Here is a 14,100-nt window from a genome sequence, read left to right on the forward strand (position 1 = left end):
CCATGCAAGGCGCATCGCTTCGTCATCAGCCATCCGCACCCGGTCGCAAGCCGGTGCCGCGGGGTGCCAGCCGAATGGTGGCCAAAGAGCCGATGTCGGCGCGCTTGCCGAAAGCCAATTTTGGTTTTCTCAAGAGCCTGTTCTGGCCGGTGCTGCTGGTGGCGTTGGGGTTCGGCACTTATGAAGGCGCGCAGCGGTTGCTGCCTTATGCCGACCGGCCGATCGCCCGGATCAACGTCCAGGGCGACCTGAGCTACATCAGCCAGCAGGCGGTGCAGCAACGGATCGCCCCGTTCGTCGCGTCGAGCTTTTTCACCATCGACCTGGCGGGCATGCGCACGGAGCTGGAGCAGATGCCCTGGATCGCTCACGCCGAAGTCCGGCGGGTGTGGCCCGACCAGGTGTCGATACGCCTGGAAGAACAACTGCCGGTGGCCCGTTGGGGCGACGAGTCGCTGTTGAACAACCAGGGCCAGGCGTTTACGCCGCGAGAACTGGCCAACTATGAACATTTGCCACAACTGTTCGGTCCACAGCGGGCCCAGCAGCAAGTGATGCAGCAGTACCAGGTGTTGAGCCAGATGTTGCGGCCGTTGGGCTTCTCCATCGCGCGCCTGGAATTGCGTGAGCGCGGCAGTTGGTTCCTGACCACTGGCGCGGGCAGCTCGGGGCCGGGCATCGAGCTGTTGCTCGGGCGCGGCAACCTGGTGGAAAAGATGCGCCGCTTCATCGCCATCTATGACAAGACGCTCAAAGAACAGATTACGAACATTGCGCGCATCGATCTGCGCTACGCCAACGGCCTGGCTGTTGGCTGGCGGGAACCTGTAGCGCCGACGACGGCCGTACCCGCCGTCGCGAAGAATTAAGAAGAGGCAGGACCCATGGCAAACGTGCAAAGCGGGAAAATGATCGTCGGTCTCGATATCGGCACTTCCAAGGTGGTGGCGCTGGTAGGCGAAGTCGCGGACGACGGCACGCTGGTCATCGTCGGGATCGGTACACACCCGTCCCGCGGCTTGAAAAAAGGCGTGGTGGTGAACATCGAGTCCACGGTGCAATCGATCCAGCGCGCCATCGAAGAGGCGCAGCTGATGGCCGGTTGCCGGATTCACTCGGCGTTCGTCGGCGTGGCGGGCAATCACATCCGCAGTTTGAACTCCCACGGCATCGTGGCGATCCGTGATCGCGAAGTCAGCTCCGCCGACCTGGAGCGCGTCCTCGACGCGGCCCAGGCCGTGGCGATCCCGGCCGACCAGCGTGTGCTGCACACCCTGCCACAGGATTACGTGATCGATAACCAGGAAGGCGTGCGTGAGCCCCTGGGCATGTCCGGCGTGCGCCTGGAAGCCAAGGTCCACGTGGTGACCTGTGCGGTGAACGCCGCGCAGAACATCGAGAAGTGCGTGCGCCGCTGCGGTCTGGAAATCGACGACATCATCCTCGAGCAACTGGCCTCGGCCTACTCGGTGCTGACCGACGACGAGAAAGAACTGGGCGTGTGCCTGGTAGACATCGGCGGCGGTACCACCGACATCGCGATCTTCACTGAAGGCGCGATCCGCCACACGGCGGTGATCCCGATTGCCGGTGACCAGGTGACCAACGACATCGCCATGGCGTTGCGCACCCCGACCCAGTACGCCGAGGAAATCAAGATCCGTTACGCCTGTGCCCTGGCGAAGCTGGCCGGTGCCGGTGAAACCATCAAGGTGCCGAGCGTCGGCGACCGTCCACCGCGCGAACTGTCGCGCCAGGCCCTGGCCGAAGTGGTCGAGCCGCGCTACGACGAACTGTTCACGCTGATCCAGGCCGAGCTGCGTCGCAGTGGCTACGAAGACCTGATCCCGGCCGGCATCGTGCTGACGGGCGGTACGTCGAAGATGGAAGGCGCGGTCGAGCTGGCCGAAGAGATTTTCCACATGCCGGTGCGCCTGGGCGTGCCCCATGGCGTCAAGGGCCTGGATGACGTGGTCCGCAACCCGATCTATTCCACCGGCGTAGGCCTGTTGATGTACGGCCTGCAGAAACAGTCCGACGGGATCTCGTTTTCGGGGATTGGCAGCCGCGACAGCTACAGCAGCGACGAGCCGAAGGCACCGCTGTTCGAGCGGCTCCAGGCTTGGGTCAAAGGCAACTTCTAAACAGTTTCAAAGCTTCACGCGGCAGGTTTCAGGCTTGGCGCTGGAAGACGCAGCAAACGCAGTAGGCGAAAAAACTAGAGAATGAAAGGAGAGGGAAAATGTTCGAACTCGTAGACAACATCCCCGCTAGCCCGGTTATCAAAGTAATCGGTGTCGGCGGTGGCGGCGGCAACGCTGTCAACCACATGGTCAAGAGCAACATTGAAGGCGTTGAATTCATCTGCGCCAACACTGATGCCCAGGCGCTGAAATCCATCGGCGCGCGGACCATCCTGCAATTGGGCACTGGCGTAACCAAAGGCCTGGGCGCCGGCGCCAACCCGGAAGTCGGTCGTCAGGCCGCTCTCGAAGACCGTGAGCGCATTGCTGAAGTCCTGCAAGGCACCAACATGGTGTTCATCACCACGGGCATGGGCGGCGGTACCGGTACCGGTGCGGCGCCAATCATTGCCGAAGTGGCCAAGGAAATGGGGATCCTCACCGTTGCGGTGGTGACTCGTCCGTTCCCGTTCGAAGGCCGCAAGCGTATGCAGATCGCCGACGAAGGTATCCGTCTGCTGTCTGAAAGCGTTGACTCGTTGATCACCATTCCTAACGAGAAGCTGCTGACCATCCTGGGTAAAGACGCAAGCCTGCTGTCGGCTTTCGCCAAGGCTGACGATGTACTGGCCGGTGCCGTTCGCGGTATCTCCGACATCATCAAGCGTCCGGGCATGATCAACGTCGACTTTGCCGACGTACGGACTGTCATGAGCGAAATGGGCATGGCGATGATGGGCACTGGCTGCGCCAGCGGTCCGAACCGTGCACGCGAGGCCACCGAAGCGGCCATCCGCAACCCGTTGCTCGAAGACGTGAACCTGCAAGGTGCACGCGGCATCCTGGTGAACATCACCGCCGGTCCTGACCTGTCCCTGGGTGAGTACTCCGACGTGGGTAGCATCATCGAAGCCTTCGCTTCCGAGCACGCGATGGTCAAGGTCGGTACCGTTATCGATCCGGACATGCGCGACGAGTTGCACGTGACCGTGGTTGCCACGGGCCTGGGCGCGAAAATCGAGAAGCCTGTGAAGGTCATCGACAACACCGTTCACACTTCCATGGCTTCGCAACCGCAACAACAAGTGGCTTCGCGTCAGGAAGCGCCTGCGGTGAACTACCGTGACCTGGACCGTCCGACCGTCATGCGCAACCAGGCCCAGGCCGGTACTGCGACTGCCGCGAAGATGAATCCGCAAGACGATCTGGATTACTTGGACATCCCGGCTTTCCTGCGTCGTCAGGCCGATTGATGAAATGTATCAGGGGGATACGGGTGATTGGTGTTCAGCAAAGGTCTGGTCTGCTATCATCGCCAGCCTTTGTTGATACCAGTTCGCAATTTGCGCTGAAGCGGCCCATGCCATGATTAAACAACGCACCCTGAAGAATATTATCCGTGCCACAGGTGTCGGCTTGCACTCCGGCGAGAAGGTCTACCTGACCCTCAAGCCCGCGCCTATCGATACCGGCATTGTGTTTTGTCGTGCCGACCTCGACCCTGTGGTGCAGATTCCTGCTCGCGCGGAAAACGTTGGTGAAACCACTATGTCGACCACACTGGTCAACGGTGACACCAAAGTGGATACGGTGGAGCATTTGCTCTCGGCCATGGCTGGCCTGGGCATCGATAACGCCTACGTCGAGCTCTCCGCGTCCGAAGTCCCGATCATGGATGGCAGTGCCGGACCCTTCGTATTCCTGATTCAATCGGCTGGCCTGGAAGAGCAGGACGCAGCCAAGAAGTTCATCCGCATCCTGCGGGAAGTGACAGTGGAAGACGGCGACAAGCGCGCCACTTTCGTCCCTTTCGAAGGTTTCAAGGTGAGCTTCGAGATCGATTTCGATCACCCGGTTTTCCGTGACCGCACCCAGAGTGCAAGCGTGGATTTTTCCAGCACTTCGTTCGTAAAAGAAGTCAGCCGCGCCCGTACCTTTGGTTTCATGAGTGATATCGAGTACCTGCGCAAGCACAACCTCGCACTCGGCGGCAGTGTTGAAAATGCGATCGTGGTCGATTCCGATGGTGTATTGAACGAAGACGGTCTTCGTTATGAAGACGAATTCGTCAAGCACAAGATCCTCGATGCAATCGGCGACCTCTACCTGCTGGGCAATAGCCTGATTGGTGAGTTCAAGGGCTTCAAGTCCGGCCACGCACTGAACAACCAGCTGCTGCGCAAGTTGATTGAGCAGAAAGATGCTTGGGAAGTCGTGACGTTCGAAGACGCCAGCACCGCACCAATCTCTTACATGCGCCCTGTTGCGGCTGTGTAAGCAAAAAACCTCTCTAGTTTTTTAAGGGCTGCCTTTGGGTGGCCTTTTTTTATGGGTGCTTGGTTGGTGTGTATATCCGTTTTTTGCGTAACGGCGGCTTATGGTTCCGCTCTTACAGCGGGTCACTTTCGAAAAGCCCGGAAGCCGGCCCAGTCAAAAGTAACCAAAGCGCTTTTGCCCCACCACTCGGCACCTCGCCTAGGCTCGGTGTGCCCTCACTCCGGCATTGCTCCGTGGGCCCGCCGCGAAGGGCCATCCATGGCCCAGCGCGGCTATCCCGGCATCCATGCCGGGATGCCCACTCCACAATGCCTGCGTTCGGCCATCGTGGTTAACGGGGCGTCCGAGATCAACGTCCACCGCGAGGCGGCCTTATAGCCGACCTGATTCTTGATGAGGACCGCGTTTCTCCTGTGGGAGCGAGCTTGCTCGCGATGAGGCCGGCAAGCCCAACATCCCTGTGACTGAACCACCGCCATCGCGAGCAAGCTCGCTCCCACATTTCGATATTCAACAGCCACGAAATTTAAGTCCAACACAAAACCACTGTGGGAGCGAGCTTGCTCGCGATGAGGCCAGCAAGCCCAACACCCTGTGACTAAACCACCGCCATCGCGAGCAAGCTCGCTCCCACATTTCGATATTCAACAGCCACGAAATTTAAGTCCAACACAAAACCACTGTGGGAGCGAGCTTGCTCGCGAAAAGGCCGCCACATCCAACATCACCGCAAACTGACACTCCGCCTTCGCGGCGGCCCACGGAGCAATGCCTTCGTTCAGGCATGCCGAGCCTAGGCGAGGCACCAAGTGGTGGGGCAGAAGTGTTTTGGTTACTTTTGACTGGGCCGGCTTCCGGGCTCTTCAAAAGTGACCCGCCGTAAGGGCGGACCCTAAGTGGCCGTTACCGCAGAAACGGATATACACAGAGCGCCCTACAGCAACAAGACGGGCATCACATCGCACAAACCACCCGATTGCGCCCGCTGGCCTTGGCCTGGTACAGCGCCTTGTCCGCAGCGAACAAGAGTTGTTTGAGTTCGCTGTACGGTCCCTGAGTCCAAGTAGCGATGCCAATACTCACCGTCATGGGCGCTCCCCCCTCCGACATCGGTGGCAGTTGTTCAACCGCGTCGCGAATATGCTGGGCCATGGTGAAGGCGCCAGCGGTGGTGGTCTCCGGCAGCACCACCGAGAACTCTTCACCGCCATAGCGCGCCGCCAGGTCGGCGGGACGGCGGACATGTTGGCCGATCAATTGCGCCAAGGTGCGCAGGGCCTCGTCACCCTGTTGATGACCATGACGATCGTTGAACGCCTTGAAGTGATCGGCATCGATCATCAGCACAGACAACGGTTGGCCCGAACGTTGGGCACGTAGCCATTCCTGTTGCAATGTCTCGTCCAGTGTTCGTCGGTTGGCCAGGCCTGTGAGAGCGTCGACGGACGCCAGTTGGGCCAATTCCCGTTCAGCTCTGTAGCGGCGGCGCAATTCGCGGCGCAGCAGCCAGGTGAGCCAGAGCAAACCGATGCACAGCGCACCGGTGGCGCCGCTGACCAACAATGCCGTGCGTTGCCAGGAGGCAAAAACCTCCCGGGTCGAGAGGGCTACCACGACAATCAGCGGTAAGTCGCCTACCTGGGAAAAGGTGTACAGGCGCGTTTTTTGATCTTGGCCAGATACGCTGGTGAAGCTGCCGTTGCCTTCGCGCAGGATTCGTACGAAGTTCGGTCGGTTGCTGAAGTCCCTGCCTATCATATCGTCAGCCAAGGGCGGCTCTTGGGCCAATAGAATGCCTTTGCTGCTGACCAGATTAACCGTCCCGCCATGTCCGATGTTCAGGCTTTTGAATAATTGGTTGAAGTAGTTCAACCGCATCGCTGCCTCGGCGACGCCCATGAACTCGCCCCGTTCGTCGCTCAGTCGATAGCTGAAGCTGATGCGCCAATCGTGGGTGGCACTCCTGGAACGGAACGGACGACTGATCATCATGCCCGGGCTCGGGTCCTGGACATGAGACTGGAAATATTCCCGGTCGGCGTAATTGCCTTTGCGCGGTTCGACCGAGGCGGAGTCGGCGATCACATCGCCGTGCTTGTCCAGAAGCAGGATGTCGCCTTTGTAGGGAACGGCGGTGGCGCGGTCGAACAGCGCCAGATGGCGAATCGCCGGCGAAACGTCTTTCAGGTCGTCGCGTTTAGCGGCGGCGGCCAAACCTTGTAGCGACAGATCGTAGAGCTCCACGTTACGCAGCACATCGGCGTCAATCAGTTGCACGATATTGGTCGCCGCACGTGTCGCTGCCTGTTGTGCGGCGGCATGTTCGCGGATCAACAGGAACGTCACGATGCTTAGGATGGCAATGACAACCAGCGAGCTGGCCAGTACGAGTACCCGTTCCGAACGTATCGAAGGCGGGGTGTTGCCGGGTGTCGCACTGCGCGCGCTCATGGTTCCGATGTCTGCATTGTCATGTGGCTGGGATCCGTCCCCAAGGATTGCAAACCGGCAATGCACCAGATGCTGGCCTTTTGCTGATTGTGCTTGGATCAATGAGTGCGGGCAATCAGTGTTTGCGCAATAACCCGGTAATTGATGAAAGCCCGGGTCGCGTTCGGACGGTCTTCCGATTTTGCTACAGCTGCCTTTCGCCCAGCATTCATTGGCCAGGAAAGACCTGATGACTCGTACAAACTTAGGGGGAGGGGCGTCAGGCGGGCAAGCGGATCCCGAACGTGTTGGCGCCCTGGTCGCTGTGTACAAACACATCGCCACCATGCATCAGTGCGATGGCCTTGACGATGGCCAGCCCCAGTCCGTGGTTGGCGCCACTGTTGCTGCGCGAGGCATCGACGCGATAGAAGCGTTCGAACAGGCGTGGCAGGTGCTCGCCGGCAATCGGTTCGCCGGGGTTGGTGACGGCGAGGCTGATCTGCTCGCCAAGGGTTTCGATGCGCACGTCGATGACTTGCCCGGGCGCGGTGTGTTGTACGGCATTGCTCAACAGGTTGATCAGTGCCCGCCGCAGGTGGGCGATCTCGATGTTGGCCTGGGCGTCGCCGCAGACTCGGACCTGGACCTGGGCATCTTCCAGGATGAAGTCCAGGTAATCGAGGGTGGTCGCCACTTCGCCGGCCAGGGAGGTGCTGGTCAACTTGGTGGCCTTGCTGCCCTGGTCGGCGCTGGCCAGGAACAGCATGTCGTTGATGATCGAGCGCAGCCGCTCCAACTCCTCGAGATTCGATTGCAACACCTCGAAGTAGTGTTCGGCCGAGCGTCCACGGGTCAGCGCCACCTGGGTCTGGCCGATCAGGTTGGTCAGGGGCGAGCGTAATTCATGGGCGACGTCGGCGTTGAACGACTCCAGCCGCGAGTAAGCCTGTTCGACCCGGTCCAGGGTGGCGTTGAAGGAACTGACGAACTGGCTCAGCTCCGGCGGCAAGGGCGACAGTTGCAAGCGCCCGGACAGGCGGGGCGGGGCCAGGCGCCGGGCTTCATCGGACAGCTTGATCAGCGGCTTGAGACCGATGCGCGCGACCCAGTAGCCCAGCAACGAAGCCAGAAACACGCCGACAATCGCCAGGCTCACCAGCGCCACCAACAGGCGATGCTGGGTCTGGTAGAAGGTCTCGGTGTCGATGCCGATCATGAAGCGTAGTGGCGGGCGTTGGTCCTTGGCCGGGAACTGGCTCACCAGCACCTTCATCGGGTAGTGCCGATGGGGCAACGTCAGGTCGCGTTTACCCAGCGGGCCTTGGGCAAAAGCGCGGATCTGTGCATCGGGATTGCCATATTCAAAGCGCGGGTCGTCGCTGACGATCCAGAAATGGATGCGCTTGTCTTCCTCGCCGAGCAGACGCAGCTTGTTGTTGATCTTCACCCAGTGTTCAGGCGTGCCGTAGCGGCCGACGGTGGACTCCAGGACACTGTAGCGGGCATCGAGCTCGGCTTCGGGCAACAGGCCCAGGCCCTTGGCGACCTGTTGGTACAAAGCGCCCCCGATCAACAGGAACACCAGCGCCGCCACCAGTGTGAACATGCCGCTCAGGCGCAAGGCGATGCTGTCAGGGAAGGTCATCACTGCGACTCTCCAGCACATATCCCATGCCACGAATGGTGTGCAGCAACTTCTGTTCGAATGGCCCGTCGAGCTTGGCCCGCAAGCGTTTGATCGCCACTTCCACCACGTTGGCGTCACTGTCGAAGTTGATGTCCCAGACCATTTCGGCAATGGCGGTTTTCGAGAGGATTTCACCCTGGCGGCGGGCCAGGACGCTGAGCAGGGAGAACTCCTTGGCGGTCAGGTCCAGGCGCTGGCCGGCGCGGGTGGCTTTGCGGCTGATCAGGTCGATCCACAGGTCAGCGATGCTCACCTGCACCGGTTCATGGCCGCCGCTGCGACGAGTCAGGGCTTGCAGGCGGGCCACCAGTTCGAGGAAGGAGAAGGGCTTGCCCAGGTAGTCATCGGCGCCGTCGCGCAAGCCCTTGATGCGGTCCTCGACCCGTTCCCGGGCGGTGAGCATGATCACCGGGGTCTGCTTGCGGGCGCGCAGGGCGCGGAGCACGCCGAAGCCGTCCAGGCCCGGCAGCATCACGTCGAGCACGATCACCGCATAGTCGGTTTCCAGGGCCAGGTGCAGCCCCTCGATGCCGTCCGGCGCCACGTCCACGGTGTAGCCTTGTTCGGTCAAGCCGCGGTGCAGGTAGTCCGCGGTTTTTTCTTCGTCTTCGATGATCAGAACGCGCATGGCCCCGCCTCAGTGGTCTGTGCTCGCCAGCGCCGTCGTTGGCGCCGATCCTGGCTGATGGGCGGGTCGATGGAACACTCGCTCGAGCCACAAGTATATGACCGGTGTGGTGAACAGCGTCAGCGCCTGGCTCACCAACAGGCCGCCCACCACCGCGATGCCCAGGGGCTGGCGCAGTTCCGCGCCGGGGCCATAGCCGAGCATCAGCGGCAGGGCACCGAGCAGCGCCGCCAGGGTGGTCATCATGATCGGACGGAAACGTGTCAGGCACGCCTGGAAAATCGCCTCCTGGGGGGCCAGCCCTTGGTTGCGCTGGGCATCGAGGGCGAAGTCGATCATCAGGATGCCGTTCTTCTTGACGATCCCGATCAGCAGCACCAGCCCGATCAGCGCCATGATCGAAAAATCCTGACCCAGCAGCCAGAGCATGATCAGCGCGCCGAGGCCGGCCGAGGGCAGGGTGGAGATGATCGTCAACGGGTGCACGAAACTCTCGTAGAGCACGCCGAGGATGATGTACACGGCCACCAGCGCGGCGAGGATCAGCCACGGCTGGCTCGCCAGCGAGCTTTGAAAGGCCTGGGCCGCGCCCTGGAAATTACCGGTGATGGCGGCCGGCATGCCGATTTCGTTCTTCGCCTGGTCGAGCAGGCGCACCGCGTCCCCCAGGGCCACGCCGGGCGCGAGGTTGAACGACAGGTTGGCGGCCGGGAACATGCCGTCGTGGGCAATCGACAGCGGGCCGTTGCTGGGCGCATCGAAGCGGGCCAGGGCCGAGAGCGGCACCATTTCCCCACTCAGGGGCGAACGCAGGTAAAAATATGCCAGGCTCTCGGCTTTGCCCCGTTGCGCGGTGTCGAGTTCCAGGATCACGTTGTACTGGTTGGTCTCGGTCTGGAACTCATTGATCTGCCGCTGGCCGAAGGCATCGTACAGGGCCTGGTCGACATCGGTGGCGGTGAGGCCGAAGCGCGCCGCCGCGCTGCGGTCGATGTTGATGTGGGTGATGCTGCCACCCAGTTGCAGGTCGTTGGAGATGTCACGGAATGCCGGGTTGCCGCGCAGCTTGTCGGTGAGTTTTTGTGTCCAGGCGTTGAGGCTCGGCCCGTCGTTGCTCTTGAGCACGTATTGATACTGGGCGCGGCTGGGGCCGGAGCTGAGGTTGATGTCCTGCCCAGCCCTGAGGTACAGCACCACGCCAGGGATTTTCAGCAGCTTGGGGCGGATTCGGTCGATGAACCCGCTGGCCGAGACATCCCGCTCGCCCCGAGGCTTGAGGGCGATCCAGAAGCGGCCGTTGGCGATGGTCTGGTTGTTGCCCGAGACACCGACGGAATGGGAGAAGGTCTGCACCGCAGGGTCGGCAGCGACGATGTCGGCCAGGGCCTTGTGCTTGGCCACCATGTCCGGGAACGACACATCGGCGGCGGCTTCGCTGGTGCCCAGCACCAGGCCGGTGTCCTGTACCGGGAAGAAGCCCTTGGGAATGAACACATAGCCCACCACCGCCAGTGCCAGGGTCAGGCCGAACACGCCGATCATCAGCTTTTGATGGGCCAGGGCCCGACGCAGACCGCGTTCATACCCACCCAGCAGGCGTTCGCCGAACCCTGGCGCGCCGTGGGCAGGGTGCACCGGGGCGCGCATGAACAGCGCGGCCAGGGTCGGTGCCAACGTGAGGGACACCACCACCGAGATCAGGATGGTCGACGTGGCGGTCAGGGCAAACTCCTTGAACAGGCGCCCGACCACGCCGCCCATGAACAGCAGCGGAATGAACGCGGCGATCAGCGAGAAGCTGATGGAAACGACGGTAAAGCCGATTTCGCCGGCCCCCTTGATCGCCGCCTCGCGCATGCCGTCGCCGGCCTCCAGGTGCCGGTGGATGTTCTCCACCACCACAATCGCATCGTCCACCACGAACCCCACCGAGATGACGATGGCCACCAGGGTCAGGTTGTTCAGGCTGAACCCCATCACGTACATCAGGGCGAAACTGGCGGTCAGCGACACCCCCAGCACCGCCGAGACGATCAGGGTCGCCGAGAGCTGGCGCAGGAACAGCGCCATCACCGCCACCACCAACAGCACCGCGATCAGCAAGGTGATTTCCACTTCGTGCAGCGAGGCGCGGATGGTCTGGGTGCGGTCGATCAACACCTTGACCTGCACCGCGGCGGGCAACATGGCTTGCAGGGTGGGCAGGGCCGCCTGGATGCGGTCGACGGTCTCGACGATATTGGCCCCCGGTTGCCGGAAGATCACCAGGTTGACCCCGGGCTCGTTGTCGGACCAGGCCTGGACGTAGGCGTTTTCCGAGCCGTTGACCACCTTGGCGATGTCCTTGAGATGAACCGGTGCCCCGTCCTTATAGGACACGATCAGCTCGCCGTACTCTGCGGGTTTGAACAACTGGTCGTTGGTGGACAGGGTGGAAATGCTCGACTCACCGTACAAGGCGCCCTTGGCCAGGTTCAGGCTGGCCTGTTGGAGCGTCAGGCGAATGTCCGCCAGGGTCAGGCCGATGGCAGCGAGCCGGTCGGCCGAGGCCTGGACCCGGATCGCCGGACGTTGCTGGCCGGTGATGTAGATTTGCCCTACGCCATCGATCTGGCTGATCTGACGGGAGAGCAGGGTTTCGACGTAGTCGCTCAGTTCGGTGCTGGGCATCAGGCTGGAGCTGATGCTGAGGATCAGCACCGGGCTGTCGGCGGGGTTGACCTTGCGCCAGGTGGGCAGGTTCGGCATGTCGTTGGGCAGTTTGCCGGCGGCGGTGTTGATCGCCGCCTGCACTTCCTGGGCGGCGGTGTCGATGCTTTTATCGAGGCTGAATTGCAGGATCAGGTTGGTCGAGCCCAGGGCGCTGCTGGAGGTCATCTGGGTGATGCCGGGAATGGCACTGAATTGCACTTCCAGCGGCGTCGCCACCGACGACGCCATGGTTTCGGGGCTGGCCCCGGGCAACTGGGCGTTGACCTGGATGGTCGGGAATTCCGCCTCCGGCAACGGCGCGACGGGCAGGCGGGGAAACGCGATCACTCCCAGCAGTACCAGGGCAAACGTCAGCAGTACCGTGGCGATGGGGTGGTCGATGCACCATGCCGAAACCGAGCCGCGGCCCTTCATGGCTGGGGCTCCGCGGTCTTGGCCAGGGCGGGCGGATCACTGAGCACCTGGATATGGCTGCCCGGCTTGAGCCGTGACTGGCCGTCGCTCACCAACTGATCGCCGGCGTTCACTCCCTTGATGATGTGCAGGTCGCTGTCCTGGTAAACCATCACCACCGGCACGCTCTCGACCTTGTCGTCCTTGATCCGGTACACGAAGTGTTGCTCCAGGCCGCGCTGGACCACGGTGGGCGGTACCACCAGGGCGTCCTTGTCGACGGCGGTCTGGATCTTCAGCGTCACCAGTTGCCCCGGCCACAACCGTTGCGCGGCGTTGTTGAATTCGGCCTTGGCCCGCAGGGTGCCGGTGTTGGCGTTGATCTGGTTGTCGATGAGGCTCAGGCGCCCCTCGCCGAGCAGCTCCCCGGGGGCGCCATCGGCGCCGATATAGGCCTTGACCAAGGCTTGCTCGGGGGCGGCGATCAACCGTTGCAAGGTGGGTAGCATTTGCTGGGGTAGGGAGAACTCCACGGCGATCGGATCAATCTGGGTCACCGTGAACAGGCCTTCGGCGTCGCTGGTACGCAGGAAGTTGCCTTCGTCCACGTTGCGAATGCCGACGCGACCGCTCACTGGGGAACGGATCTGGGTGTAGGACAGTTGCACCTGGGCCGAGTCGATGGCCGCCTGGTTGCCCTGGGCGGTCGCCTTGAGCTGGTTGACCAGCGCCTGTTGCTGGTCGTAGGTCTGCTTCGAAACGCCGTCATCGACGCTCAGCAATTTGTAGCGCTTGAGATTGACCTGGGCCACCGCCAGTTGCGCCTGGCTCTCGCCAAGCTGGGCCCGGGCCTGGTCGAGGCTGGCGCGGATCGAGCGGTCGTCGATGGTCGCCAACAGGTCACCCTTCTTCACCAGTTGCCCTTCCTTGACCAGCAGGCGGGTAAGGATGCCGTCGATCTGCGGCCGGATCACCACGCTGTGCAGCGAGAGCACCGTGCCGATGCCGCTGGCGAAGCGCGGTACATCCTTTTGCATCACGCTGATGGCCCGTACCGGAACGGCGGCGGGAGCGCCGGGCTTGGCGGTGACGGGCTTGAGCACAAACCAGAGGGCGAGGGCCGCCAGGGCGATCAACAGCACGACAAGCAGGACAGTTTTCTTCTGGATGCGCATGGATATGAAGGGCCGGTTCGGGACGCAGGAGTTGGAGCTTTCTTATATAGCGTTGCGAGCCGGTCAGGAAGGTGACGGCTAACTGACAGGCTTGTCAGTTTTGTCCCGGTTTGCTGTCGGATGAATGCAGATGCCGGATGAAACGGCCAGCGCGCGGTGATATCGGGCAGGTATACTGCCGCCTTTCGCGGCTCGCCTACGGAGCCCGACATACTGAATTGTGGCGAGGGAGCTTGCTCCCGCTTGAGTGCGAAGCGCTCACAGGGATGGGCTGCTTCGCAGCCCAGCGGGAGCAAGCTCCCTCGCCACGGGTTGTTGTCCTACTCAGGTGAATAATTCAAATGACTTCCTCAATACCATCGCCTGCGGACGAACGTTCGCAAGGCGAATCGTCTGGCCAAACGGACAGCGATGTTTCCAGCAGTGAGGACGTCAAGGCGGCGATCCCTGCTTTCAAATTCCCGTTCAAACCCGGTGAACTGGCTGCGGCCAAGGGCGCCGGGCAACAGCCGTGGTACAAGAATGGCGCGAAGAATGGCCATACCAAGACCCCGGGCGCGGCGCCTCCCGGCACGCGGCGTTCCATGGGCAAGCGCTGAATTCATTCTTCAA

At 61.9% G+C, this 14,100-nt stretch carries 10 protein-coding genes; 5 read left to right on the forward strand and 5 right to left on the reverse strand.

The features are described 5' to 3' along the window. Positions 1 to 2: 2 nt before the first annotated feature. From AB4N80_RS10960 to lpxC, 4 genes are all read left to right on the forward strand, one after another. Positions 3 to 869: a cell division protein FtsQ/DivIB gene (locus AB4N80_RS10960; RefSeq protein ID WP_030139675.1), complete on the forward strand. Its 867-nt coding sequence runs from the start codon at positions 3 to 5 to the stop codon at positions 867 to 869. A gap of 15 nt (positions 870 to 884) precedes the next feature. Beyond that, entirely contained in the window at positions 885 to 2,144 is a 1,260-nt protein-coding gene (gene ftsA, locus AB4N80_RS10965) for a cell division protein FtsA (RefSeq protein ID WP_003205342.1), read from the forward strand. Between the two features lie 98 nt (positions 2,145 to 2,242). Then, on the forward strand, positions 2,243 to 3,436 hold the full coding sequence (gene ftsZ / locus AB4N80_RS10970) for a cell division protein FtsZ (protein ID WP_003205341.1): 1,194 nt from the start codon (positions 2,243 to 2,245) through the stop codon (positions 3,434 to 3,436). A 112-nt stretch (positions 3,437 to 3,548) separates the two neighbouring features. Then, positions 3,549 to 4,460 (forward strand): UDP-3-O-acyl-N-acetylglucosamine deacetylase, encoded by a 912-nt coding sequence (gene lpxC, locus AB4N80_RS10975; protein ID WP_003178240.1) that lies wholly within the window; start codon positions 3,549 to 3,551, stop codon positions 4,458 to 4,460. 954 nt (positions 4,461 to 5,414) lie between these two features. Here the strand turns inward: lpxC and AB4N80_RS10980 are convergent. The 5 genes from AB4N80_RS10980 to AB4N80_RS11000 all read right to left on the reverse strand — a co-directional run bounded on the left by AB4N80_RS10980 (position 5,415) and on the right by AB4N80_RS11000 (position 13,488). Then, the gene (locus tag AB4N80_RS10980; protein ID WP_122566553.1) at positions 5,415 to 6,911 is read right to left on the reverse strand and encodes a sensor domain-containing diguanylate cyclase; all 1,497 of its coding nucleotides are present in this window, start codon (positions 6,909 to 6,911) and stop codon (positions 5,415 to 5,417) included. Positions 6,912 to 7,170: 259 nt separating this feature from the next. Then, positions 7,171 to 8,538 (reverse strand): heavy metal sensor histidine kinase, encoded by a 1,368-nt coding sequence (locus tag AB4N80_RS10985; protein ID WP_122566552.1) that lies wholly within the window; start codon positions 8,536 to 8,538, stop codon positions 7,171 to 7,173. Then, positions 8,525 to 9,208: a heavy metal response regulator transcription factor gene (locus AB4N80_RS10990; protein WP_025215389.1), complete on the reverse strand. Its 684-nt coding sequence runs from the start codon at positions 9,206 to 9,208 to the stop codon at positions 8,525 to 8,527. Before AB4N80_RS10990 ends, AB4N80_RS10985 begins: the two co-directional genes overlap by 14 nt. 9 nt (positions 9,209 to 9,217) lie before the next feature. Beyond that, the gene (locus AB4N80_RS10995; RefSeq protein ID WP_305491058.1) at positions 9,218 to 12,334 is read right to left on the reverse strand and encodes a multidrug efflux RND transporter permease subunit; all 3,117 of its coding nucleotides are present in this window, start codon (positions 12,332 to 12,334) and stop codon (positions 9,218 to 9,220) included. Further along, positions 12,331 to 13,488 (reverse strand): efflux RND transporter periplasmic adaptor subunit, encoded by a 1,158-nt coding sequence (locus tag AB4N80_RS11000; RefSeq protein ID WP_122566550.1) that lies wholly within the window; start codon positions 13,486 to 13,488, stop codon positions 12,331 to 12,333. The genes AB4N80_RS10995 and AB4N80_RS11000 overlap by 4 nt, the downstream gene beginning before the upstream one ends. Before the next feature lie 341 nt (positions 13,489 to 13,829). Here AB4N80_RS11000 and AB4N80_RS11005 point away from each other — a divergent pair, with 341 nt between their 5' ends. Continuing rightward, positions 13,830 to 14,087, forward strand: coding sequence for a hypothetical protein (locus tag AB4N80_RS11005; protein ID WP_122566549.1), 258 nt, complete (start codon positions 13,830 to 13,832; stop codon positions 14,085 to 14,087). Positions 14,088 to 14,100: the final 13 nt, after the last annotated feature.

The sequence above is a fragment of the Pseudomonas sp. H3_A02 genome, from assembly GCF_054671965.1.